Below are 19,429 nucleotides of genomic sequence, written 5' to 3' on the forward strand. Positions count from 1 at the left end.
TCCCACCAAACACGTCAAGATACTTCCGGAAGTTCCGGTCACCGGTGGGCCCGCCGCACGAGCGTGCCCACCGGCTTCTACCAGGACGCTGACGCCGTACCCGTCAGCCTGGTTCGACGGGCAGCCACAGCTCACAGGTGGCGGTGCTGAAATCGGCCGCACGATCGAGGATCGCGACGATCGACGGGCCCGGACGCAGCCGCCAAGGGTTCGACGGGAACCATTCGGACGCGGTCGCGGCCCAGGTCTGTTGCAGTTGCTGCGGGTACGGTCCGGCGGTGCGGAAGACCGCCCACGTCCCGGCCGGCGCCTCGATGCGGTCGAGGTCGTCGGGGACCGGGGTGTCGCGGCCGACGGCGACCCCGTGCAGGTAGGTCAGCTCGGTGCCCTCGACGGCGTCGGGATCGACGTCGTCGGTGACCTGGAGCAGACCACCGGGCTCGGTGTCGCCGAGTTCCTTGAGCCGCTGGTGCTCCTCGGCCGGCAGCGCGGCGACGTGCCGCTGGATGTGCGGGTTGACGCCGTGGTGGATGAGCGGAACCCGGGTGGCGTGTCCGATGAGCCGGAACGCGGGTCGGTCGACGATGCGGGTGTCCACGGGGACGCTCCCTTCGACGGTCAGGCGGAACCTGAGCTGTGGTTGGCTACGCAGAGGGCCTCCGTCGCGGCGTACCTCACCGGGGCCGACGCCGTGGACGGCCCGGAACGCCCGGCCGAACGCCTCCGTGGAGCCGTACCCGTACCGCACCGCGATGCGGAGCAGGTCGTCCTCGCCGCGGACGACATCGGCGGCGGCAACGGTCATGCGCCGTCGGCGCACGTACTCCGACAGCGGCATGCCGGCCAGCGACGAGAACATCCGGCGCAGGTGGTACTCGGTCGTGCCGAGTGCCCGGGCTGCCCCGGTGACGTCGAATTCCTCGGTGAGGTGCTCCTCGACGAGGTCGACGAGCCGGTTGAGTGTCGAGATCATGAGTCCTCCTTTCCGCCGTCAAGGCTGGCCGGCGCGCCCCGCGTCGCGCCCGATCGTCCTGGCCCGATCCGATCATCCGGGAGCCGACGGCTGCACCGGACGCGTTCGTTTGGCACGTCCGTGGGCGGGTAGACGCCGGATCCGCGGCGAAAGGGGTACGGCGAGGTGGACGACGAGCAGTTCATCGACTCCGTGGCGGAGCGCACCGGGACCTCGGCCGAGCAGGCGACCGCCATCGCCCGAGCCACGCTGACCACGCTGGCGGAGCGGATCGACGGCGGCGAGGCGCGCGATCTCGCCGGCCACCTGCCGGAGGGGCTGCGGGCGTACGCGTTCGGCCCGCATGAGGACGCCGAACGCTTCGGCCTCGACGTGTTCGTGCAGCGGGTCGGTGGGCGGGCGGACGTCGACCCCGACCTGGCGACCGCCGGCATCCGCGCGGTCCTCGACACCATCCGCGAGGCCGTGGAAGCCGGTCAGTACGACGATGTCATCGCGTTCCTGCCCGCGGAGTTCTGGCAGGTGGCGAACCCGGCCCCGCAGTACGACGCACACCGCGACCGGGGCTGACCGCCGGACGTCACCGGAGCGCGACGCGTTCCACCACCGGCTCCAGGTACACCGGCAGGTTGTCGCCGGCCTGGGCGACGAACATGGCCACCTCGTACGCCATGTCGCCGACCTCCGCGTCGCCGTCGATCCCGACGGCGAGGACGGCGCCGTTGCCGGTGGTGGCGTGGAACAGGAACGCCCGGGACATCTGCACCACCACCTGGTGCAGTTCGCCGTCCCCGCAGACCCGTGCGGCGGCCAGGCCCAGCGCCTGAAGACCGCAGACCATGCTGGACAGTTGGCTGGCGAGTTCGTCGTCGATGCCCCGCGAGGCGCCCAGCAGGAGGCCGTCCGGGGAGAGCACCACCGCGAACTGGGCACCCGGCACACGGTCGACGATGTTGTCGAGCGCGCGGCCGAGGTTGTCGGCGGTGGCCACCGCAGTAGTCATGGCAGATCCTCTCGTTGGCGGAGCCGGCGGATGAGGGCCGGTCCGAGGCTCAGTTCGTGGCCCGTCGGGGCCACGGCTGTCCGTTCGTGGTGTACGACGGGTCAGCCAAAATGGTTCGAAGCAGGGCCAACAGGTCGGTGCGGTTGGCGCAGTTGAGCCGCGATCGCATCCGGGCCACGTGGTGCTCCACAGTCTTGGCGGAGATGAACAACCGATCCCCGATCTCCCGATAGGTGAGACCGGCGACGACAAGTTCGGCCACTTCCCGCTCCCGGTCGCTGAGCCGGGGCGAGACGGTGCCGGCCGCCGGCTTGCGGTCCTCGGCGGCGGACCGGCCCTGCAGCGCCCGTGCGCAGTCGAGCAACGCCGTCATCGCCCGCCGGTCGGCGGTGCGGATGGCGGCCTGCCCGGCCAGCCGGGCACCGTCCCAGCACAGGCCGGTGTCGTGCAGGCCCCGAGCGGCGGCCTCCACCCGGACCGGATCGACGGTGCCGCGCAGCACCTCCAGCCAGCATTCGGCCGCGGCGGCCACCACGCCGGCGTACCGGCTGTGGCCGGCGGCGGCGAGCAGCGCGCTGACGTGCTCGTCGGCGGCGACCGGGTCGTCGGTGAGGATCGCCGCATGCAGCCCGCTCCAGTGCAGCGGCGTACGCCACAGCGGCGGATCGGCCAGGCGGCCGAGCAACTCGTGGGCGGCCCGCAGGTAGGGCTGGAGGCGACCCAGGTCACCCAGGCGGGCACCGGCGATGGCCAGCTCGCCCAGCGGCAGCAGCGTGAACAGGTCGACCGGATGGCGGACCACCGCCTCCAGCGCCGGCACCCAGCCACGCTGCAACGCGCCGAGGTCGCTCGCGCGCCGGGCGATGCCCATGGTCAGCCCGGCGGCGAAGAGCAGGTCGCGGGACTCCAGCCCGGCACCGGCGGTCGCCTCGGCGAGTTGTTCACCGGCGGCGGCGATCCGCCCCCGCGCCATCAGGATCCAGGCCCGCAACAGCCGGTGTCGGCCGGTCAGCAGCGGCCCGCCGATGCCGCTGGCCAGAGCGCGGTCGAGGACCCGCTCGGCGATGTCCAGCTCACCACAGTGCACGGCGGTCAGCGCCGCCAGCGCGGCGGGGCTGTCCGGCAGCAGCACCGCCCGCCCGTCGGGTTCGAGCAGGGCCGCCGCCTGCACGAGAGTGGACAGGGCCGCCGACGGGGTGCCGTGGACACTTTCGCGTACCCCGTCGGCCATCAGCCGGGCGGCACCGGCCTGCAACGTCGGCGGGCTGTCCGGGACAGGCTCGGGATGGTCGGTGGAACGGGCGGTGGCGAGCGCGCCGACCGTGGCGAAAGCGTACGCGCTGACCCCACCGGACCAGCGGTACAGCTCCACGCTGCGGTCGGTCTGTCCGCGATGGGCCAGTGCGGTGGCGGCGACGAGAGCAGCCTCCGCCCGCTGGTCCGGCGGCGCGGTGGTGAGCAGCCGGTCGGCCAGTCGCAGCGCGAGGTCGAGGTCACCGGCGAGGGCGGCGGCGACCGCTTGCCGGACGCCGGTGGGGCGGCCGGCGGCGCCCGCCGCGGCGAACAGGTGCGCCGCCAGCGCCGGTTCGCCACCGAGGGCCTCCTCCGCCGCCGCCTCCAGGGTGGCGGCCGGGCAGTCACCGGCGACACCGGCCGCCAGCAGCGAGCGCACCAGCGGCAACACCGGTGCGCCACGGCTGAGCGCGAGTTCGCTGAGCAGATGCCAGACGGCGGTACGGTCGGCGGCCGGGCTCAGCGCCGTCACCGCCCGCCGGACCAGCGGGGTGGGTCGGCCGTCGGCGCCGAGCAGCCCGGCGGCGCGGGCTTCGGCGACGAGGTCGTCGATCTCCGCCGGTTCGCGGTTCAGCAGTGGGCGCAGCGCCTCGGCCGGCAGCGGAACGCCGGCGGCCAACGCGATCAGCAGCCGTCGCACGTCGGAGGAGAGGTGGTCCAGGTCGGGACCGAGGTGCAGGACCACCTGGCGAGGCGGTTCGGTCGGAACGCCGGTGGCCGTCTCCTGCTCGCGCAGCCCGTCGACAAGCCATCCCACGTGCCGAGGCACCCCGCCGGTCTGGCTGTGCACGAAGTCGACCAGGTCCGGGCGGCGGCCGAGGCGGGGCACGGCGGCGAGGTACGCGGCGGTGCGCGCCCGGGTGAACGGGGTGAGCAGCAGTTGGCGGCCCTCCCGACGCAGCGTGTCGATCAGCTCGACCAGCGCTGCCGGCCGGGGCCACGGTCGGTAGCTGATCGCGATGCGGTGCCGGCGGTCGGACACCAGCCGCCGCAGCGTACCCAGCCGGGCCTCGTCGAGCAGGTGCGCATCGTCGATCAACAGCACCGCGTCGGGGACGTACGCGTCGTCGGTGGCCGGCACCTCGGTATGGACGGTGACGCCGGCCCGGGCGTACCGACCGGCCAGTTCCTGAAGGTAGGTGGTGCGGCCGTGGCCGCCCGGTCCGGTCACCCCGAGAGCGAGCGGCGCGGCCGGGTCCGCGGTGATGGCGTCGAGCAGGTCGGTGGGTTCGGCGTCGAGGACCAGCGGGCTGTCCGCCACGGCGCTCGTCATCATGGCGGTCATCCTTCGTGTCCCCGGTTGCGGGCCAGCTTTCGGCGAGATCGCTTCGGCAGGTCGAGGGGTGGGTAGCGGATCGGCGGGCGGGGCGGTGGCTCCTCGCGGGGGGTCAGGTCGTCGGCCGGGCCCACGGGTGGACCGACGGTGCGCGCCATCGATCCGACGGACGCGGTCGCGAGGGCGGCGGGGGTGCCGACGGTCGCGGGTGGACCGGCCGGTGGCGGCGGGCCGGCCGGCAGCGGACGTGGGGACAGGATCCGGGTGCCGGCGGCGGCGGCACCGGCCGCCGCCGTGTTCTGCGGATCGGGCGCGGTCTCGACCGGAAAGCCGGCCGTGGCGAGCAGCTCGGCGACCAGCGGTACCCGACTGGCGCCGCCGGCCAGCAACACGCCATCGAGCTGCGCGGGTGCCAGGTCGGCGGCGCGGACGGCCTGCGACAGCAGTTCCACAGTGGCCTGAACCGCCGGCCGGATCAGCTCCTCGAACTCCAGCCTGGTCACCGGCACCCGGACGGGCCCGGTCGGCAGCGACAACGCCACGTCGGTCTGCGACCCGACGGTCAGCTCCCGTTTGGCCCGTTCACACTCGACGGGCAGCTGACGCAGAGCGGTACGGGCACCGGGGCCGGCGGCGGCCAGATCCCGGGCGAGCACGGATCGTACGTGCGCGGCCAGCGCCTCGTCGAAGTCGGCGCCGCCGAGCCGGGTGAGTGTCGCGGGGACGCCGACGGTCTCGTACCGGTCCCGGGCGTTGCGCCGGACCAGTGCGGTCTCGAAGGTACCGCCACCCAGCGCGTACACGGCGGCGACCCCACCGGCGAAGCCCCGGGCGGCGTGTCCCTCCGCCACGGTGACCGTGCGGGGTAGCAGCGTCACCGCACCCAGGCCGTAGTCCCACAACGCGTTGTGCAGCAGGTCGCAGCGGTACCGTCCCCAGGACGCGGGATGACTGAGCACGATCATCTCGGCCGGCGCGCCCCGGGCGCCGTGGACCTGATCGACCACGTGCGCGGCGAGCAACGCGACGAGGGTCTCCGGCCGGTACCGCTCACCGGCGAGCAGCAGCGGCACGTCGTCGCCGACCCGGCTCAGCACCCCCCGGGCGGTACGCTCCGATTCGTCACCCTCACCGAGGGTGAATGTGCCGTCGGTGGACAGCAGCAGCGTCGACGGCAACGGGCCCGGTCCGGGGTGCAGGGCGACCGGCTCGGGGTGACCCCAGTGCCCGTCGCGGTGCCGGGCGACCGCGGCGACGGTGCTGGTGTTGCCGATGTCGATCCCGAGCACGTAGGCCATCTGCTTTCTTCCTTGACCGCGTCGGCCGTGGGGGTGGGCCGGACAGGCCCACCGTTGCGGGCCGCCCCGGGGGACCCCGTGGGCTCCTACGTTCGTACCAGAGATCACTCCGGCATCAGGAGCCCCAACTTCGGCGGGCGCCGGTCCCCCACTCCCCCTAACGTACGAGAGCCCGGATGCCCCTAATCGGACGGGTCGGATTGCGGGATCGTCCCCGATGCCCGGACCCGGGCACCGCCCGTAGCGTCATCGGCGATCACCGGTCGTTGACGTTTCGCCGAGGAGAGAACCCCCAACATGGACCAGACCCTGCACGACTTCGTGCTCAACCTGCTGACCGACGCGGACGCCCGGTCGGCGTTCGACCTCGACCCGGAGGGCGCGCTGCGGGCCGCCGGCCTCGGTGACATCACGGCCGCCGACGTCCAGGACGTGGTGCCGCTGGTGGTGGACTACGCCCCGGTGCAGGGGCTCGCCCCGGTCGCCCCGGTGACCGGGCAACTCGGCCTCGACCCGCTTGTCGGTGACGCCACCGACGCGATCAGCCAGTTGCAGAGCGTGGCGCAGCAGATCAGCGTCGGCAGCTCCCACTCCGGGGTGGACGTCAAGGCCGGCGTGCTCGGCACGATCGCCGTCGACCCGTCGACGGTGACCGCGGGGGCGACCGTCTTCCCGGGAGTCGGCGTCGGCGTGACCCCCACCGGCGTGGGCGTGGATCTGTCCGGCGTGAACGATGTGGCCGACACCCTCGACGCGGACGTGGTGGCCCCACTCGACCGCACCACCGAGCCGGCGCTCGGTGACGTCACCGGCGCGGTGGGTGACCCGGTGTCCGCGGTGAACGGGACCAGTTCCGGACTGCTGGACACCACGTCCGGTCTGCTTCCCGGCACCACCAGTCAGGTCGGCGATCTGGTCGGTTCGCTTGGTGTCGGTGACACCCTGGGCGGGCTCGGCCTGACCGGCGACACCGGCGGCGTGGTGCCGTCGCTGGACCTCGACTCCACTGTGGGCGGTGTGACCGGGCAGGTCGATGGCCTGTTGGGCGGCGTCACCGGGACCGTCACCGGCGGCACGAAGGGGTTGTTGGACGGCGGGGTCAGTGGTTCGGTGAGCGGGGACACGGCAACCCACGGCGAGGCCTCCACCTCGACCGGCGGGGTGCTGGGCCTCACCGACGGTCTGCTCTGACACCCGCCAGCGGGCGGGGTCGACACCATCCGGTGCCGGCCCCGCCCACTTCTCGCACTTGATAATTGAGCCGAATTCAGCACACTTGGTGCGGTGATGGCGGGAATCTGGCTCGACGCGCTCGACGACATCGCCCGCACGTGCCAGGAACATGGTCGGGGTGATCTGCTTCAGGCGGTCCGCCTCAAGCGCGCCCACCTGCTCGATCCGACGTTGACCGTGCTGGTGGTCGGCGAGCCGAACCAGGGCAAGAGTCAACTGGTCAACGCGATCCTCAACGCACCGGTCTGCCCGGTCGGCGACGGAACCACCACAGTGCTGCCGACGGTGCTGCGGCACGCCGAGGTCGCCTCTGCGACGGTGGTGCAGACACCACTGACGAGACCGGGAACGCCGCCGGCCGCCGACCCGCCGGCCGTGCAACGGACGCCGGTGCCGACCGACCAGATCGCCGCCGGGGTCGGTGGCAGCACCGGCCGGCTGCCCGGCGGCGGCCCCGCGTACATCGAGATCGGCCTGCCCCGAGCGCTGCTCGGTGCCGGCGTGGTGCTTGTCGACATGCCGGGCGGCGGTGATCTCGCCGCCGTGGGCGCCGGCGCGCCGGTCGCCGCCCTGGCCCGCGCGGACACCGTGCTGCTGGTCACCGACTCCACCCGGGACCTGGCGGTCAACGAGCTGAACATGTTGCTGCACCTCACCCGGTCGCACTCCAACGTGGCAGTGGTACAGACCAAAACGGACCTGGTGCCGGACTGGCGGGCCGTGGCCGACCGCAACCGGCGGCACCTGGCCGACGCCGGGGTACCGGCCCCCTTGGTCCCGGTGTCCGCCGCGCTGCGCCTGCACGCTGCCGCCACCGGCGACCACGCGCTCAACGCGGAGTCCGGCTTCCCGGCGCTGATCGCCCTGCTCCGGCGACACCTGGCCGCCAAGCCCGACACCCTGGCCCGGGCCGCCGTGGTGCTGACCGCGCGCACCGTGGTGGAGCAGCTCGCCGCCCCGCTACGGGCCGAACTGACCGACCAGCGCTCGGCCGAGGAGTCCGCGCCGATGGCCCGGCTGCACGCGGCGCAACGGGAGGTCGACGAGCTGCGGCGGTGCGCCACCCGCTGGCAGAACACGTTGACCGACGAGATGGCCGATCTGATCTCCGACATCGAGCACGACCTGCGCGACCGTACCCGGCAGATCCTACGGATGGTCGACGAGGCGTTCGAGACCGCCGACCCCCTTGTGGCATGGGACGCCGTGGCGCAGTGGCTGGAGGAGAGCCTCGTCGAGGCGGCTGCGGCGAACCGGCGGTGGCTGGTGCAGCGGTGCGACTGGATCGCCCGGCGGGTCGCCGAGTCGTTCGCCCGGTACGGCCACGGGTCGCTGCCACCGTGGCCGCTGACCGCCTCGGCGGAGTACGGCGCACCCGTGCCGGAGCTGGAACGTCCCAATGTCGACCGGTTCACCGTCGGCCAGAAGATGTTCACCGGCATGAAGGGCTCCTACGGTGGGCTGCTGATGTTCGGCCTGGCTCTGACCCTGGCCGGCATGCCGATGATCAACCCGATCTCGATCGGCGCCGGTGCCCTGTTCGGCGGCAAGAGCATCCGCGACGAGGGCAAACAGTTGCTGCGCCGTCGGCAGGCGACGGTCAAGGCGGCGGTACAGCGGCACGTCGACGACTTCTTCATCCAGGTCAGCAAGGACAGCCGGGACGCGGCCCGCCGGGCGCAGCGGGTACTGCGGGATCACTTCGCCGCCCTGACCGACGAGTTGCAGACCGCCATCATCGAGTCGCTGCGCAGCGCCAAGGAGGCGGCCGACACCGACGCGGCGGCACGCGAGCGACGCCAGCGGGAGATCCAGCAACGGATGATCCGGCTGGCCGAGCTGTATGAGCAGGCGCAGCAGGTGACCGCCGCCCGCCCGGCGCCGCTGGCGCCGCTGGCATGAACGGCGGGCGACTGGACGCGGGGGTCCGGGACCTGCTGCACCGGGCGCTGCACGGCTACCGCGACAACCCCCGGGCCACCGAGCTGCTGCGGCACCAGTTGGCCCGCTACGACCAGCCGCTGCGGGTCGCCGTCGTCGGCGGGTGGCGCAGCGGCAAGTCGACCCTGCTCAACTCCCTGATGGGCGAGGAGGTGGCCCCGGTCGACGGGAGCGCCTTCACCTGGTACGAGGACGGGCCGCAGCCGGACGCCACCGGGTACTCCACCAGTCACCCCCCGCAGCGGCTGACGGTGCTGCGCTCCGGCACCGGGATGCGGGTCGACCTCACCGGTTGGCGCGCCGGGGAACTGCGCGACATCGTGGTGCGGTGGCCGGCACGCTCGCTGCGGCAGGTGACGTTGCTGGACACACCTGCGATCGGCGCAGCCGACGTGCAGGCAACGGATCCGGTGCTGGCGCGGGTGCTGCGGGAGGCCGACGCGCTGCTGTACCTGACCCGCGACGCCCGGGGAGCCGACCTGCGGATCCTGGGGGCGACCCGGGAGGGCGTGGTCGGGCAGGCCGCACCCGTCCACACGATCATGGTGCTGTCCCGGGTGGACGAATCCGGTGGTGGTCGGGTCGACGCGCTGCTCGGCGCCCGTCAGCTCGCCCGACGGGCGCTACGGGACCCGCACGTGGACTCGCTCTGCGTGACGGTGGTGCCGTGCAGCGGGCTGCTCGGCCTGGCCGGCCGGGTGCTCGGCGAGACCGAGTTCACCGCGCTGGCGGCCCTGGCCCGGGTGCCGCGCGCCGAGCTTGAGCCGTACCTCCTCTCCGCCGAGCGGTTCGCCCGCGGCGAGCCACCGGCCGGGTTGGACGCGGCCACCCGTAACGCGCTGCTGGAGCGGCTCGGCGTGGTCGGGATCCGCCTGGCGGCCACTCTCGTCCGCACCGGCTGCGACAACCGGGTGGCGCTGGCCGCCGAGCTGGTCCGTCGCAGCGGGCTCGGTGAGCTGCGCGAGTCGCTCAACCGCCTCTTCGTCGACCGCCGGCACGTGCTCAAGGCGCGGTCGGCGCTGACGGCGGTGGAGGCGCTGCTGCGGGACGAACCGGGTCCGGCCACCGGCGACCTGCTCGCCGCGCTGGAGCAGCTGCTCGCCGGTGCGCACGAGTTCGCCGAATCCCGGCTGCTGGCCGCGCTGCGGGACGGCCGGCTCGGGTTCGACGCCGAGCTGGCCGCCGAGGCGCGGCGGCTGGTCGGCGGGGACGGCGACGAACCGGCCGCCCGGCTGGGCATCGCGCCCGACGCGACACTGGCGTGGCTGTGGGAGACCGCCGCCGAGGCACGCTGGCGGTGGCGCGAGCATGCCGAGGATCCCGGAATCGCGCTGCCACAGCGGCGGGGCGCGCAGGTGGTGGCCCGCAGCTGCGAGGGTCTGCTCGCCGACCTGGCCGCCGCCCACGCCCGCTAGCTGGAATTCCCTTGCCGCCTGCGGCGGGCCTCGGCGACGACCGGCCGCGTCGGGGATCGACGATGTCGGGTCAGGCGGGCCGCGCGGGAGCGTGCAGGCCCACCAGACCGGGCACGGCGGCGCGGCCGAGTTCCGCGCCGGTCACCGGATCCTGCCAGCACACCGCTGCCCGCTGGCCCAGGTAGAGGCGAGTGTCGTCCGGGCTGAGCAGGACGCCGGTGACCGGGTCGGCGGTGGCCCGCTCGGCGGTGACGGCGAGACCGGCCAGTTCCACGGCCCGTACGGCGGTGCCGGCACCGAGGAACAGCCGCTCGGTGGAGGCCGCCGCGAACGCCGGACCACTGCCAGCGCCGAGGGTGGCGACGCGGCGTACGGTCAGCTCCTCGGTGGAGATCTCCGCGACGGCGCCGGAGCCGACGTCGGCGACGTAGAGCCGGCCGCCGTCCGGCGCGATGGCCATGGTGTGGCCGTCGGCGGGTCCCTCCCCGAACGGGTGCGGCAGATCCACGCAGTACGCCCACCGCTGTTCCAGGTGCAGCGTGTGCACGAAGGCGTGCACGTCGCTGCCCGGCCGGCCGCTGATCCGGTCCCGGGTGTGCTGATGGTCGGGCTGGTGGGTGTAGAGCGTGTAGAGCACGGCGCGGTTCGGGGCCAGCACCGCCTGCCGTCCGTCACCACGCATCTCCTCCTCCGCGCCCTCCGGCACCGGTGTCTTGGCCCGGGTGAGCAGCGGCCCGGTGACCACGGTGGCGAGGTCGACCAGGCGTACCCGGTAGCGGTCCGGCGCGGCCGGCGGCAGCCACTCCAGCACGAACAGCCCGGCCAGGTCGTGGGTGAACGCCTCCGGCACCACGTTGCCCGGCAGCCGCAGCCGTTGCCGCACCCCAGCGGCGTCGGCGATCAACACAGGCGTCTCGGCACGTCCGGCGGGCCGGTCCCCGGTGGCGCTGAGGCGTTCGGTGGTCAGCGCCAGCCGGGCGCCGTCGGTGGAGACGGTCTGCGGCACCCAACGGCCCGGCAGCCGTACCCGCTCGGAAGCGTCGCCCCGGCCGGCGTCGACGCGCCACAGGTCGGTGTCGGCGCCGTTGGCGGCGGCCGTCCACACCAGCCGCCCGTCGGCGGTGGCCACTCCGGCGCCGATCCGCTGCCGGTCGGTGCCACGCAGCACGGTCAGGCCGCCGTCGAGGGTGACGAGCAGTGGGTCCGGTAGCGGGTCGGCGGCGGCCGGGGTCGGCTCGCAGCCGACCAGGGTGGCGGCGCCGGCCCCGGCCAGGGCGGTCAGCAGGGTACGCCGCGAGAACGTCGTGTTCGCCATCATGACCCGGTGACACCGGCGGGCCGTCCCGGGTTCCCACCCGGCGCGATGGAACCTCGTCGGCACGAGCGGTGTCAGTAGGGGTGATCCCACCGGAGGTAGCCCTGGACGACGAGCAGTTCGTCACCCGCGCGCAGGCAGGTGACCTGGCGGCGTACGAGTCCCTGGTCGCTCGGCACACCGCGGCCGCGTACCGGACCGCGGTGCTGCTCGGCGCGGGCTCCGATGCCGAGGACGTCATCCAGGAGGCGTTCGTGAAGGGGTACCGCAAACTCGACCGTTACCGCGGCGACTCGTCGTTCCGCTCCTGGCTGCTGGCCATCGTGGCGAACGAGACACGCAACCTGCACCGCAGCCGGGAGCGGCGTAACGGCCTGGCGCTGCGTGCGGCGCGGGTGGCGTCGGGCTCGGAGATCGTCGAGGACGACGCCGTCGGCGCGGTCCTCGCCGGGGAACGCCGCGCCGCCCTCGTGCGGGCCCTGCGGTCGCTGCCGTCGCGGGACCGGGAGGTGATCGTCTGCCGGTTCCTGCTGGATCTGACCGAGGACGAGACGGTCACCATGCTGGGCTGGCCCCGGGGCACCGTGAAGTCGCGCACCTCGCGGGCACTTGGGAAACTGCGCGGCCTGCTCGCCGCCGAGGAGGTCAGCCGTGGATGATCTGGAGCGGGAGCTACGCGACCTGTCCGGCTGGCTGTCGACCCCCGAGCCACCGGACGTCACGGCCCGGGTCCGTGCCCGGCTGATCACCGCACCACGCTCCCGCCGCGTCGCGGTCCGACGGCGCTGGCGGTACGCGCTCGCGGCGGCGCTCGCAACGCTGCTGGTGATGCTGCCGTCGGGACGGGCCGCGCTCGCCGACGCGATGGCGGGCCTGCTGCGCTTCGCCGGCGTCACCATCAGCACCTCGCCCGACCGGACGGCACCGACCGGCGTCCCGTCACCACCGCCGGGACAGCGCACCGCCACCCTCGACGAGGCGCGCCGGTTGGTGCGCTTCCCGATCCGGACGCCGGCCGTGCTGGGTCCGCCCGAGCAGGCGCTGCTGGCCGACCCGGACGGCACCGGCGCATACCGGGTGGCGAGCCTGCTCTACCGGGCCGGCGCCCTGCGCCTGGACACCTTCGACGGCCGCCTCGATCCGGTCTTCTTCAAGCAGGCCGGCGGGTCGGACGCCGAGTGGACGCAGGTGGGCGCGGCCGAGGCGATCTGGCTCGGTGGCCCGCACCCGGTCTCCTACGTGGACCGCGACGGGATCACCCACCAGGCGAGCGCCCGCCTCGCCGCCGCGACGCTGATCTGGGCGGACTCCGGGGTGACGTATCGGTTGGAAGGCGATCTGACCATGGCCGAGGCGGTGATGATCGCCACCACCCTGGCGTGACACCGCAGGGTCGATTTGGCATTACGTGACGGTCGTACGCTGCTGGTGACAATTCCGCGCAATCATGCCTGTAAGCGTGATCAACCAGTGCCGCCAGGAGTTGCCTGGCGCCTCCATCCGCCCGTGGTTCGGTATCGCCTTCGTAACGGGCCCACAACGATTCCTCGCGGGTGAGCCCGACGATGGCACCCGGAGTCCCTACCGGGATTTTTCCGGGACCAGGATGCGAGCTACCAGGTTGCCGAAGCGGTGCGGCGGGGCTCCCAGCCCAGCTTCCGGACGATTCGGACCCCGTAACCGACCAGTGTTTGTTAGCGCAAACAGCCTGTCACGCAGAGCCACGTTCGTAGCCGCCCTGCTACCGCCACCGATAAACCCGGCTGACCAGCGACGTCGTCACCCCCGACTTCAGGTCACGGAAGTTTCGGAAACGTGTCTTGTTTTTTTCGGACAAGTCTGCGACCGTTTTGGCCGTCGGTGGCCTGGGTCACTCCGAGGTTGATCGCGAGGTGACCGCGAGGCGAGCCCGGACCAGTGCCTGTCGACAGGAAACACCCCTTCGGCGCCGCCACGGCGCACGTGCTGGCCTTCGGCTCGTTCGCAGGGTTGTTTCAGGTTGGCGGACTTGGCAGAGAGGAAGATTGATGAGGGCGAGAAAACTACTGGCTGTGTCGGTAGCCCTGGCGACGGGCGTCCTGGCGACGGCGGCCTGCGGCGGCGACGACTCGGACGGTCGTAACAGCGACGGCTCGGTCACGATGAGCTTCTGGCACAACGCCAGCACCGGGCCGGGCAAGGCATTCTGGGAGAAGACGGTCGCGGACTTCGAGGCCGCCAACCAGAACGTGAAGATCGAGATTCAGTCGATCCAGAACGAGGACCTGGACGGCAAGCTCCAGACCGCCCTCAACTCCGGCGACGCCCCCGACGTGTTCATGCAGCGTGGCGGCGGCAAGATGGCCGCGATGGTCAAGGCCGGCCAGCTGATGGACCTCACCGACTCGATCACCGACGACACCAAGAAGGTGATCTCCGAGGGGTCGTTCACGGCGCAGACGATCGAGGGCAAGGTCTACGCGATGCCGGTGGCCGTCCTGCCCGGCGGCTTCTTCTACAGCAAGGACCTGTTCGCCAAGGCGGGCATCAACCAGCCCCCGGCCTCCCTCACCGAGCTTCAGGAGGCCGTGACCAAGCTGAAGGCGGCGAACGTCCAGCCGATCGCCCTCGGCGCAAAGGACGCCTGGCCGGCCGCCTTCTACTACTACTTCTTCGCGCTGCGTGAGTGCAGCTCGGAGACCATCACCCAGGCCGGTCAGACGATGACCTTCGACGACCCCTGCTGGCTCAAGGCCGGTCAGGACGTGCAGAACTTCGCCGCGTCCGAGCCGTTCAACAACGGCTTCCTGACCACCTCCGCTCAGCAGGGCGCCGGCAGTTCGGCCGGTCTGCTCGCCAACAAGAAGGCGGCGATGGAGCTGATGGGCGCCTGGAACCCCGGCGTCATCGCCTCCCTGACCCCGGACCAGAAGCCGCTGCCCGACCTGGGCTGGTTCCCCTTCCCCAGCATCGAGGGCGGTGCCGGTCAGCCCGGCGCGATCCTCGGCGGTGTCGACGGCTACTCCTGCTCGGCCCAGGCTCCCAAGGCCGAGTGCACCGCCTTCCTGAACTACATCGCGAAGACCGACGTGCAGAAGGCCTACTACGAGGCGTTCAACGCGCCGCCGGTCAACAGCGAGGCCCAGGCCGCCGTCACCGAGCCGCACCTGCAGTCCATTCTCGCCGCCTACAACCAGGCGCCGTTCGTCTCGCAGTGGCTCGACACGGTCTACGGGCAGAACGTCGGCAACGCCCTGAACACCGCTGTGGTGAACATGCTGGCCGGCAAGGGGGACCCGCAGAGCATCGTCGACGCGGTCAAGGCCGCCGCCAAGAGGGCGCAGTAGTCCGAACGCCATGTCTGAAACGCAACACGAGAGCGTACGGCTCGCGCCGGACCCGTCACCGGGTCTGACGAAGGTCGGGGGTGACACGCCGGTCGTGTCGCCCCCGGCCCGGCGCCGCCGACGCAAGGGCATCGGCTGGCCGGCCCGGCTGGAAATCGCGCTGATGACGGGGCCGACACTTATCGTGTTCCTGTCGTTCGTCATCCTGCCCGTGGCCATGGCCGCCTACTACGGCTTCTTCAGCTGGCAGGGCTACGGGCCGGCTGAGGACTTCGTCGGATTCCGCAACTACCTGCTGATCTTCGAAGACAGCACCTTCATCGACGCGCTGCGCCACAACGGCATCATCGTGGTGCTCTCCCTGCTGCTCCAGGGGCCGGCGGCCATCCTGCTCGCCCTGCTGCTGAACCGGCAGATGTGGGGGCAGACGCTGATCCGGGTGCTGGTCTTCATCCCGTACGTCATCGCCGAGGTGGTCGTCGGCACCGGCTGGAGCCTGATGCTGCACGGGGAGGGCGTGGTCAACGCCGTCCTCGAGAAGATCGGGCTCGGCTGGCTGCAGAACGACTGGCTCTCCGATCCGAAGATCGCCATGTGGACGCTGATGGGCATCCTCACCTGGAAGTACATCGGCTTCGCCGTCATCCTCTTCCTCGCCGGGCTACAGGGCATCCCGGAGGAGCTGACGGAGGCCGCGGCGATCGACGGCGCGTCGTACTGGCAGATCCAGCGACGCATCACACTGCCGCTGCTCGGGCCGACCATCCGCATCTGGGCCTTCCTGTCGATGATCGGCGCCCTGCAACTGTTCGACCTGGTCTACATCATCTGGGGCCAGTACGTTGCGGCGACGGCGGGGACCTCGACGATGGCCACCTACATGGTGGCCAACGGACGAAACGCGGGAGAGTACGGGTACGGCAACGCGGTCGCCGTGGTCCTGTTCTTCATCTCGCTCTTCGCGGCCCTGCTGTACCAGCGGTTCATCCTGCGCCGGGACACCGAGGGCGCGATCACCGGAGGGAGGCGCTGATGGCCGTGACCGCCGTAGCGGGGCGCCGGGCGCCGCGCAGGTCATCCCGGTCCAGGAAGCCGTTCAGCTGGACGGACCCGTCGGTGTACTTCATCGCGCTGCTGCTCATCGCGACGATGCTGGCCCCGGTGGTCTACATCATCCTGGGCGGCTTCCGTACCAACGCGGAGATCACCACCGACCCGGCCGGGCTGCCCACCACCTGGCAGACCCAGAACTACCTCGACGTGCTGACCGGGAGCACCTTCTGGCAGCAGGTCTTCAACTCCACAATCGTGGCCCTGGCCACCACGGCGGGGGTGGTGACGCTCGGTCTGATGACCAGTTTCATCATCGCGCGCTACCGCTTCTGGGGGCGGGGGGCGATGTACGCGCTGTTCGCCGCCGGTCTGATGTTCCCGCTGACGGTGGCGATCACCCCGCTGTACATCCTGGTCAAGAACCTCGGGCTGATGAACACGCTGCCGGGGGTGATCCTGCCGCAGATCGGGTTCGGCATTCCGTTGACCATCATCATCCTGGTCCCGTTCGTACGGGCGATCCCCGACGAGATCCAGGAGGCCGCGTCGATCGACGGTTGCAGCCGACTGGGCTTCTTCTGGCGGATGGTGCTCCCGCTGGCCATGCCGGGCGTCATCACCGTGGCCATCCTGACCTTCATCCAGAGTTGGAACGGATACCTGCTGCCGCTGTTCATCCTGAACCGGGAGGAGACCTTCACGCTGCCCCTCGGCGTGCAGGCGTTCGCCTCGGAGTACTCGGTCGACACGGCCAAGGTCCTGGCGTTCACCTCTCTTTCGATGATCCCGGCGCTGGTCTTCTTCAGCCTGTTCCAACGCCGGATCGTCGGCGGGCTGACCGGAGCCGTGAAGGGCTGATCCGTCAGCGGAAGCGGCGGCAGTTCCTCGACGCGCCCGGCTCGCCCGGTCCAGACTCAGGTCTGACCGGGCGAGCCGGGCGCGTCGGCGCGTCGGGCGGTAGCGCCACCCCGGGCGGCGGGGGCTACACCCGGCCTTGCAGGACCGTGCCCATCCGCAACGCGACCTCCTTGCGCCGGCCCGAGTCACCGATGTCGGCCTTGATGCCGCAGAACTCACCGCTGCCGCACGGGAACCACAGCTCGCCATGGATCTCGTCGTAGACGGCCCCGTCGGCGGATCCGCTCACCGGTTCCCCGATCTCGGCCACCGCCTCGTACTCGTCCTTGGACAGCACCGACGCGTGGATCGCCTCACCACCGGAGGTCGCCGTCCACACGCAACCGCCGAGTTGGTAGTCGTGCTGCCCGCCGTCGTGCGCCCCGATCGCGTCCGCGACCTCGTCCGTGGTGAGGCGTTCACACTCCTCACCCTTCGGCTCGGTCAGCGACCCGGCGTCGTCGTCCGGCGCGGCACCGTCGACGCTGTCCGCCGCGCCCGGAGCCGCCCCCGGCGTCGAAGAACCTGAGCCGGCATCGCTCCCACACGCCACGAGCATGGCGAGCACCCCACCGACGACCGCAGCCTGGGCCAGCCTCCTGAGGATCTCCATAGGTCATCCCTCCGCCGCGGCACCGCTTGCCGCCGATGACCAACTTCAGCACGACCAGCCGAAACTTGAATCGGTAGATTCCCCCGGCTTTGCCGGGATCCGGCCGCGCTGTCAGGTGACGGGTGGGACGGCCAGCATCGCCAGCGGCACATGGTGCTGCCCGGCGTGGATGTCGTGGTCGCGCAGGCTGCCCTGCACCACCGGCCGCGGGAACGAGATCTTCACGACGTTGAGCGACGGAATCCGGTAGAACTGGACGTCCTGCGCCGGGACGCCGTAGAGGCGGGCGATCACCGAGGCGTCCAGGAACGCTGAATCAGCGACCACCTCGTAGGCGTCGGCGTCGCGGGCGAACACCTCCATCGTCACCCAGAACGGACCGGCGTTCTTGGACCGGACCTCCAGCGCGAGATCGGCGACCACGGTCATCGGTTGTCCTCCAGGCAGACGCGGAACAGGCTGGTCGGCGACGACACCTCGACGACGTGGTTGAGCACGAACTCGTACACCGCTCCGCGTTCCGTCTCGGCCGGTGACGTGGCGAAGGCGAGGCTGGGCAGATAATCCATGTCCGGCGTGGGCAGGTGCAGCATCAGTGGGTTGGCGACCTTCGCGACCGCGGTCGCGGTCGCCTGGTCCGCCGCACGCACCAGGAGCATCACGCCCACCTCGCGGGGCGGGCCGGTGGCCGGGTCGAGGTCGCCGAGGATCGCGTCGTACCCGTAACGGCGGATGTCGAAGCTGTAGTCGCCCTCGCCCAGCCCGATGGTCCCGGCAACCCACTCGATGACCATCTTGCGGAGCAGGGCGGTCCAGGTGTCGATCTGGCCGAGGATGTGCGGATCACGGATGGCGGTGAACGACATCGTCTCGTACCCGGTGATCCGGGCGCCCTCCAGCTTGATGGTGTGCTGCGCGGCGGGCTCGAACCGGGAACCCTCGACACGGACGCGCCGCTCGTCCAGAGCGCGGTAGACCGCGTCGCCGACCTCGATGGTGCCGGCCGGCTCACGCATGGTGAACGGGTTTACCGTCTCGTAGAGCATGTGCGCCGCTACCGAGGTGGGTGTGCAGGCATTGCTCGGATCGAGCGGCTCGATTGTGAAACCGGTCGCGTCCACGGTGGCCAGCACACCACCCGCACGCGGGTTCGTGGTGCACTGCCCACCGCACTCGACGATCTTCGCGGCGTGCCAGACGGGTCCGGCCGGCATGCCCTTGAGCAAGGGATAGGCGGCGGCCACGGCGGTGTCGGTGGCCCGTCCGGCGAGGACCACGTCGGCGCCGGCGGTCAGGGCCGCGGCGATCGGTTCGTGGCCCATCATCCCGACGATGTTGGTGCAGCTGTCCAGTGTCACCCGGTCGAGGTCGCCGGCTGGCGGCAGGGGACGGATCCGGTCCAGATCGAGGTCGGCGGCCTGCTGTGAGCTGTAGATCGTGGCCAGCCGCAGGTCCAGGCCCTCTGCGGCGAGGATCTCCCGGGTGATGCCGGCGACCCAGTCGACACCGGCATCGGTGCCGCTGGTGCCACACGAGCCGACGATCAGCGGAATGCCGGCCGTGGCCGCCGCCCGCAGCAGCAGGCGCAGGTCGCGGGCGACCGCGGCGCGGGCGGTCTTGGCGGTGCCGGTGCCCAGGTAGTAGGGCCCGGAGTCGGTCGAGCCGCCGTCCACGGCGATCACGTCGGCGCCGACAGCCAGTCCACGTTCGACGGTCTCGGGCGGGAATCCGGCGCCGAGCATGCCGACCGGCACGAGGATGCGTACGGAGTCAGGGTTGGTGGCCATCGTTCC

Annotated in this window: 17 protein-coding genes; 9 read left to right on the forward strand and 8 right to left on the reverse strand. The window is 71.8% G+C overall.

Annotated features, from left to right (window positions below):
- Positions 1 to 103: 103 nt before the first annotated feature.
- A complete protein-coding gene (locus tag ACN26Z_RS19065) occupies positions 104 to 973 on the reverse strand; it encodes an AraC family transcriptional regulator (protein ID WP_421462623.1) in 870 nt (289 codons plus the stop codon).
- A gap of 165 nt (positions 974 to 1,138) precedes the next feature.
- Between ACN26Z_RS19065 and ACN26Z_RS19070 the strand changes: the two genes are divergently transcribed.
- Positions 1,139 to 1,543, forward strand: coding sequence for a DUF2267 domain-containing protein (locus ACN26Z_RS19070; protein ID WP_282238124.1), 405 nt, complete (start codon positions 1,139 to 1,141; stop codon positions 1,541 to 1,543).
- Positions 1,544 to 1,553: 10 nt separating this feature from the next.
- Here ACN26Z_RS19070 and ACN26Z_RS19075 read toward each other — a convergent pair whose 3' ends face one another.
- From ACN26Z_RS19075 to ACN26Z_RS19085, 3 genes are read right to left on the reverse strand one after another with little or no spacing between them, the layout of a single operon-like run.
- Positions 1,554 to 1,976 (reverse strand): roadblock/LC7 domain-containing protein, encoded by a 423-nt coding sequence (locus ACN26Z_RS19075; RefSeq protein ID WP_282238123.1) that lies wholly within the window; start codon positions 1,974 to 1,976, stop codon positions 1,554 to 1,556.
- 49 nt (positions 1,977 to 2,025) lie between these two features.
- The gene (locus tag ACN26Z_RS19080) at positions 2,026 to 4,545 is read right to left on the reverse strand and encodes a LuxR C-terminal-related transcriptional regulator (protein WP_421462624.1); all 2,520 of its coding nucleotides are present in this window, start codon (positions 4,543 to 4,545) and stop codon (positions 2,026 to 2,028) included.
- A 5-nt stretch (positions 4,546 to 4,550) separates the two neighbouring features.
- A complete protein-coding gene (locus tag ACN26Z_RS19085) occupies positions 4,551 to 5,843 on the reverse strand; it encodes an Hsp70 family protein (protein ID WP_421462625.1) in 1,293 nt (430 codons plus the stop codon).
- A 297-nt stretch (positions 5,844 to 6,140) separates the two neighbouring features.
- Between ACN26Z_RS19085 and ACN26Z_RS19090 the strand changes: the two genes are divergently transcribed.
- From ACN26Z_RS19090 to ACN26Z_RS19100, 3 genes are all read left to right on the forward strand, one after another.
- Entirely contained in the window at positions 6,141 to 7,034 is an 894-nt protein-coding gene (locus ACN26Z_RS19090) for an IniB N-terminal domain-containing protein (RefSeq protein ID WP_421462626.1), read from the forward strand.
- Between the two features lie 96 nt (positions 7,035 to 7,130).
- Entirely contained in the window at positions 7,131 to 8,978 is a 1,848-nt protein-coding gene (locus ACN26Z_RS19095) for a dynamin family protein (protein WP_282238119.1), read from the forward strand.
- Complete coding sequence (locus ACN26Z_RS19100; RefSeq protein ID WP_421462627.1) at positions 8,975 to 10,432, forward strand: hypothetical protein; 1,458 nt, start codon at positions 8,975 to 8,977, stop codon at positions 10,430 to 10,432. Before ACN26Z_RS19095 ends, ACN26Z_RS19100 begins: the two co-directional genes overlap by 4 nt.
- Before the next feature lie 70 nt (positions 10,433 to 10,502).
- On the opposite strand, the gene ACN26Z_RS19105 is transcribed toward ACN26Z_RS19100, so the two are convergent.
- Positions 10,503 to 11,750: a YncE family protein gene (locus tag ACN26Z_RS19105; RefSeq protein WP_421462628.1), complete on the reverse strand. Its 1,248-nt coding sequence runs from the start codon at positions 11,748 to 11,750 to the stop codon at positions 10,503 to 10,505.
- Between the two features lie 80 nt (positions 11,751 to 11,830).
- Here ACN26Z_RS19105 and ACN26Z_RS19110 point away from each other — a divergent pair, with 80 nt between their 5' ends.
- From ACN26Z_RS19110 to ACN26Z_RS19130, 5 genes are all read left to right on the forward strand, one after another.
- Positions 11,831 to 12,406 carry an RNA polymerase sigma factor gene (locus ACN26Z_RS19110; RefSeq protein ID WP_421462629.1) on the forward strand — a complete coding sequence of 192 codons (576 nt, stop codon included), beginning with the start codon at positions 11,831 to 11,833 and terminating at the stop codon, positions 12,404 to 12,406.
- On the forward strand, positions 12,399 to 13,130 hold the full coding sequence (locus ACN26Z_RS19115; protein WP_282238116.1) for a hypothetical protein: 732 nt from the start codon (positions 12,399 to 12,401) through the stop codon (positions 13,128 to 13,130). Before ACN26Z_RS19110 ends, ACN26Z_RS19115 begins: the two co-directional genes overlap by 8 nt.
- A gap of 644 nt (positions 13,131 to 13,774) precedes the next feature.
- A complete protein-coding gene (locus tag ACN26Z_RS19120; RefSeq protein ID WP_093406988.1) occupies positions 13,775 to 15,073 on the forward strand; it encodes an extracellular solute-binding protein in 1,299 nt (432 codons plus the stop codon).
- A 10-nt stretch (positions 15,074 to 15,083) separates the two neighbouring features.
- The gene (locus ACN26Z_RS19125; protein ID WP_093406991.1) at positions 15,084 to 16,106 is read left to right on the forward strand and encodes a carbohydrate ABC transporter permease; all 1,023 of its coding nucleotides are present in this window, start codon (positions 15,084 to 15,086) and stop codon (positions 16,104 to 16,106) included.
- An 83-nt stretch (positions 16,107 to 16,189) separates the two neighbouring features.
- A complete protein-coding gene (locus ACN26Z_RS19130) occupies positions 16,190 to 16,984 on the forward strand; it encodes a carbohydrate ABC transporter permease (protein WP_421462630.1) in 795 nt (264 codons plus the stop codon).
- A gap of 124 nt (positions 16,985 to 17,108) precedes the next feature.
- On the opposite strand, the gene ACN26Z_RS19135 is transcribed toward ACN26Z_RS19130, so the two are convergent.
- From ACN26Z_RS19135 to ACN26Z_RS19145, 3 genes are all read right to left on the reverse strand, one after another.
- Complete coding sequence (locus tag ACN26Z_RS19135) at positions 17,109 to 17,636, reverse strand: hypothetical protein (protein ID WP_282238115.1); 528 nt, start codon at positions 17,634 to 17,636, stop codon at positions 17,109 to 17,111.
- 111 nt (positions 17,637 to 17,747) lie between these two features.
- The gene (locus ACN26Z_RS19140; protein ID WP_421462631.1) at positions 17,748 to 18,065 is read right to left on the reverse strand and encodes a DUF4387 domain-containing protein; all 318 of its coding nucleotides are present in this window, start codon (positions 18,063 to 18,065) and stop codon (positions 17,748 to 17,750) included.
- A complete protein-coding gene (locus ACN26Z_RS19145; protein ID WP_421462632.1) occupies positions 18,062 to 19,423 on the reverse strand; it encodes an acyclic terpene utilization AtuA family protein in 1,362 nt (453 codons plus the stop codon). The genes ACN26Z_RS19140 and ACN26Z_RS19145 overlap by 4 nt, the downstream gene beginning before the upstream one ends.
- Positions 19,424 to 19,429 lie beyond the last annotated feature (6 nt).

This window comes from Verrucosispora sp. WMMD703 (assembly GCF_049178935.1).
In the GTDB taxonomy this organism is placed as follows: Bacteria; Actinomycetota; Actinomycetes; order Mycobacteriales; family Micromonosporaceae; genus Micromonospora; species Micromonospora sediminimaris.

Bases quoted from the DNA above. Each gene is read 5' to 3' on its own strand.
- ACN26Z_RS19125 (WP_093406991.1), top strand. From the start codon at position 15,084: ATGTCTGAAACGCAACACGAGAGCGTACGGCTCGCGCCGGACCCGTCA.
- ACN26Z_RS19095 (WP_282238119.1), top strand. From the start codon at position 7,131: ATGGCGGGAATCTGGCTCGACGCGCTCGACGACATCGCCCGCACGTGC.
- ACN26Z_RS19105 (WP_421462628.1), bottom strand. From the start codon at position 11,750: ATGATGGCGAACACGACGTTCTCGCGGCGTACCCTGCTGACCGCCCTG.
- ACN26Z_RS19145 (WP_421462632.1), bottom strand. From the start codon at position 19,423: ATGGCCACCAACCCTGACTCCGTACGCATCCTCGTGCCGGTCGGCATG.
- ACN26Z_RS19135 (WP_282238115.1), bottom strand. From the start codon at position 17,636: ATGGAGATCCTCAGGAGGCTGGCCCAGGCTGCGGTCGTCGGTGGGGTG.
- ACN26Z_RS19140 (WP_421462631.1), bottom strand. From the start codon at position 18,065: ATGACCGTGGTCGCCGATCTCGCGCTGGAGGTCCGGTCCAAGAACGCC.
- ACN26Z_RS19075 (WP_282238123.1), bottom strand. From the start codon at position 1,976: ATGACTACTGCGGTGGCCACCGCCGACAACCTCGGCCGCGCGCTCGAC.
- ACN26Z_RS19100 (WP_421462627.1), top strand. From the start codon at position 8,975: ATGAACGGCGGGCGACTGGACGCGGGGGTCCGGGACCTGCTGCACCGG.
- ACN26Z_RS19090 (WP_421462626.1), top strand. From the start codon at position 6,141: ATGGACCAGACCCTGCACGACTTCGTGCTCAACCTGCTGACCGACGCG.
- ACN26Z_RS19120 (WP_093406988.1), top strand. From the start codon at position 13,775: ATGAGGGCGAGAAAACTACTGGCTGTGTCGGTAGCCCTGGCGACGGGC.
- ACN26Z_RS19065 (WP_421462623.1), bottom strand. From the start codon at position 973: ATGATCTCGACACTCAACCGGCTCGTCGACCTCGTCGAGGAGCACCTC.
- ACN26Z_RS19080 (WP_421462624.1), bottom strand. From the start codon at position 4,545: ATGATGACGAGCGCCGTGGCGGACAGCCCGCTGGTCCTCGACGCCGAA.
- ACN26Z_RS19085 (WP_421462625.1), bottom strand. From the start codon at position 5,843: ATGGCCTACGTGCTCGGGATCGACATCGGCAACACCAGCACCGTCGCC.